Genomic DNA, 3717 nt, shown 5'->3' with positions numbered 1-3717 from the left:
ACGCGCCTCATGACGCGTCCGATGTCGGTCCGTCCACATCTGCTCTCCACTCCGCCCCGCCAGGCGGAATTCGTGTTTGCACACGAGGCAGATGGGGACGGACGGCTGAGGGGCTCAAACAGGCTCTTAGGCGGGGATCAGCGAACCGTCCCAGGCGAAGACGCCGCCGGTGTCGTCCGCCTTGAGGCCATCCAGCACGCGCAAGAGATGCGCCGCACTCTCCTCGGGTGAGAAGACGCCGTCAGCCGTCGAGTCCGGCCGAAAGGGCCGAGACAGACCGGAGGCCACCGTGCCAGGATGTAGACCCACGACGATCGCCTCCGGTCGGCTGCGGGCAACCTCGATCGCGAGCGTTCGCAGGATCTGGTTCAGCGCCGACTTCGAGGCGCGATAGGCGTACCAGCCGCCTAGTCGATTGTCGCCGATCGACCCGACCCGCGCCGACAAGGCCGCGAACACGCATCGCTCCCGTTGCGCCAGCAGGGGCACGAAATGCTTGGCGACAAGCGCAGGGCCAATCGTGTTGACTGAGAAGACGGTGGCCATCGCGGTGGGATCGAGCGCCCTTACAGTCTTTTCGGGCGAGATGCCTGTCCGGTGGAGAAGGCCGGTGGCGACGATGACCAGGCCGACTGGTCCGGCTTCGCCGACCCTGGCCGCCGCCGCCGCAACCGTCGCCTCGTCATTCAGGTCGATCGAAAGAGTTCGGACGCCCTGCGGGACTGACGCCTCCGAGCGGGAGAGCGCGAAGATTGGCGCGTGGGTTGCACGCTCGGCGAGCGCGTGGACCAAAGCCCCGCCTATGCCACCGGACGCACCGACGATGACCGCGCTGGTCGGGCGCGAGGCGGTCAAAACGTCGACTCCCTGTCTACGGCTAAGCCTCGGCGCCCTCGGTAAAAGATCAAACTGAGATTGTTGGCCGGCATCACGACGCGCTCGACCAGATGCAGATCGTGCGCTCGGGCGGCTGCTACGACCGCCTCGATATCGCGGATCCCCCAGGAGGCATTCCTGGAGCGCAGGCTGTCGTCGAACGCGGCGTTGCTCGGAGCGGTGTGCGCGCCACCCTCCCGAAAAGGACCGTACAGGTAGAGCACACCACCCTCTGCGAGCGTCGCTTCCGCGCCCGCCATCAGCCCAATGCTCGCGCCCCAGGGGGCGATGTGGATCATGTTGATCGCGACGACCGCGTTCACCCGCGTCACCGGCCAAGGCTGACGGGTGACGTCGATCGCCAGCGGCGACCGGATGTTCGCCAGCCCTGCGGCGCGAGCATGGGCGACGATGCTGCGACGGGCCGCTTCATCGGGATCGCTGGGCTGCCAAACGAGCGCGGGCAGCACACGAGCGAAATGGACGGCGTGCTCGCCCGAGCCGCTCGCGATCTCAAGGACGAGGCCGCTGGGCGGGAGAACCCGCATGAGGACTTCAGCGATAAAGGCGGCGTTGCGGGCCGCGGCCGGCGATAACAAGGCATCGAGCATAGGGCTCTTTTAAGGGCAGCCGATGCCAACCGCATGCCCTCTCGTTGCGGCATGCATGCGCGGAGGCAAAAACACCCTACAGCGGCGCTCCATCAATGGCCGCTTCCGGGATCCGTGTTTCGGCCATTGAATGGCCGACTTGGGTCGGATGCGGACTGTACCATGTGTCAGAATCCGGGAACAAGAAACCAGATCTACAACGCTATCAAACGGCAATCTCTGCCCCGACTTCGGACCTTGCTTCCCAGACGCGCTCCCCGACAACCTCAATCACAGGGTGGCGGAGGCGAGCCCCGTTGACTATTTGCCGCAACCGCTTGTCATCGAATTCAACGTCGACGCTGGTACTGTTAGCTGGTACAAAGTGGGTTGTGGCGCCAAACGAAACGTCGTTGATTTAATTGAGTTTTCGAGGCCGGCCGGACAGTCCCCCCCCTCTCCGCCACTTAGACCTAAAGCTCAATCATCACGGTAAGTTGCTGACCTGCAACGGTTTCGTACGGCCCGACTGGTACATTCGGGTGGTACATATGCCTCTGCCAATGGCCCGTCCCTGGAAACATCCCGACAGCGGCATCTACTATGTCCGCAAGGCTGTACCGGCTCGGCTGCGCGCCCTTGTCGGCAAATCGCTCGAAAACGTCAGCCTTGGGACGCACGATCCGGAGGAGGCTCGGCGGCGTCATGCCAAGGCCATTCTCGAAATCGAAGAGCGGTGGGAGGCCCTCCAGGCTGGCCCGAAGGCGTTAAGTGAGCGCGAAGCGCATGAGCTGGCTGCGCCAGCTCAAGATCGTTGGATCGCCCTGCATCGCGACAACCCAAGCCTAAATTTCTGGCAGACGGACCTCTTCGAGCGTCTCTGGCAGCAGCGCCGGAAAGGACTTTGGGGGCGCCCTGATGTCGTTCATCAGGTTCTTCACGGTGAGTACGCCGACCGCGGTGAGGACGAGATGGAGGAATGGTGCCTCAAGCAGGCCGACATCCTCATCAGGAAAAAGGGTTTGCAGGTCGATCCGGACGGCCGCCGCACTCTCGCCAAGGCTGTCGCGGCGGCCATTCAGCGGGCGAGCCTGATCCTAAAGCGGCACGCGCTTGGTGATGTACCCGGAGATGACAGACCGCCGAAGACGCCCCTGGTCGCTCCCACCCCTGTAACGAGGCGGATGGGTACGCAGGCATCAGTCAAGTTCAATGACCTTGTGAACGGCTGGGCTGCCGAACGGAAGCCGGCAGAGAAGACGGTCTATGACTGGACACGGGTTATGGCGCAGCTTTCAGCGTTCCTGAAGCACGACGATGTCGGGCGGATCACCGCTGACGATCTGGTTGCCTGGAAGGACAGCTTGGTTGCGGCAGGCCTAGCTGCGAAGACGATCCGAGAGAGTCGGTTGGCGCCTGTTCGCGCGATTCTGAGATGGGGTGTCGATAACAGGCGACTTGCCGAAAATCCCGCCGAGCGCATCACAATCAGCGTGAAGCAGAAGCCTGGACAGGGGAAACGGGGATTCACGGAAGCTGAAGCCAGGGTCATCCTTGATGCGGCAGCGATAGAGAAAGACGCGGTGAGACGGTGGGTGCCCTGGGTCTGCGCCTTCACAGGAGGCCGCCTTTCAGAGGTCTGCCAGTTGAGAGTCGAAGATATCGTCGAGATCGAGGGTACGCGCGCATTGAGGTTCGATGCCGATGCAGGCTCCCTTAAAAACATTGGCTCCGAACGAACGATCCCGCTGCACTCGGCCCTGATCGCGGCGGGCTTCCTCGAATTCGTCAGCAGCCGGAAGGCTGGCCCGCTGTTCCCGGAACTGTCCCCGGATAAGTTCGGCAAACGGGGCGGCAATGGTACGAAGGTGCTGGGTCGCTGGGTTCGCGACTTGGGCCTAAAAGATCCTCGGCTGGCCCCCAACCACTCGTGGCGGCACCGTTTCAAGACTCTAGCGCGCAACCATGGCCTTGCGCCCGATATCGCGGACGCTATCACCGGGCACTCCCATCGTTCCGTAGGCGACCGATACGGCGAGTACGATCTATCTGCCATGAAAAGAGAACTGGAGAAATTACCAGGAATCCCAGTTAGTTTGCCGCAGACGTGATCAAATATAACATCACCTTATATGCCAATCTAATTACATAAATAAATGTAATCGGTATTTATATTAATTTTAACGACAGATTGGAGCATTATTTTAGCCCCCCAATTCGTTATGACTTGTAGCCCATCTTGCGATACTAC

3 protein-coding genes are annotated in these 3717 nt (G+C 61.7%); 1 reads left to right on the top strand and 2 read right to left on the bottom strand.

What is annotated here, in order from left to right:
* Nucleotides 1-126 precede the first annotated feature (126 nt).
* The gene (locus FV234_RS25440) at nucleotides 127-855 is read right to left on the bottom strand and encodes an SDR family NAD(P)-dependent oxidoreductase (protein ID WP_147832393.1); all 729 of its coding nucleotides are present in this window, start codon (nucleotides 853-855) and stop codon (nucleotides 127-129) included.
* Entirely contained in the window at nucleotides 852-1487 is a 636-nt protein-coding gene (locus FV234_RS25435) for a DUF938 domain-containing protein (RefSeq protein ID WP_147832392.1), read from the bottom strand. The genes FV234_RS25440 and FV234_RS25435 overlap by 4 nt, the downstream gene beginning before the upstream one ends.
* 542 nt (nucleotides 1488-2029) lie before the next feature.
* On the opposite strand from FV234_RS25435, the gene FV234_RS25430 reads away from it, so the two are divergent.
* Nucleotides 2030-3577, top strand: coding sequence for a site-specific integrase (locus FV234_RS25430; protein WP_246686310.1), 1548 nt, complete (start codon nucleotides 2030-2032; stop codon nucleotides 3575-3577).
* Nucleotides 3578-3717: the final 140 nt, after the last annotated feature.

The sequence above is a fragment of the Methylobacterium sp. WL8 genome, from assembly GCF_008040045.1.
Lineage (GTDB): Bacteria > Pseudomonadota > Alphaproteobacteria > Rhizobiales > Beijerinckiaceae > Methylobacterium > Methylobacterium cerastii.
Note: the sequence above shows the minus strand (reverse complement) of the source record. Positions and strands in the feature narration are given on the sequence as shown.

What these genes read in the sequence shown, in the direction of transcription:
- FV234_RS25435 (WP_147832392.1), bottom strand. Translation starts at nt 1,487, where the DNA reads ATGCTCGATGCCTTGTTATCGCCGGCCGCGGCCCGCAACGCCGCCTTT.
- FV234_RS25430 (WP_246686310.1), top strand. Translation starts at nt 2,030, where the DNA reads ATGGCCCGTCCCTGGAAACATCCCGACAGCGGCATCTACTATGTCCGC.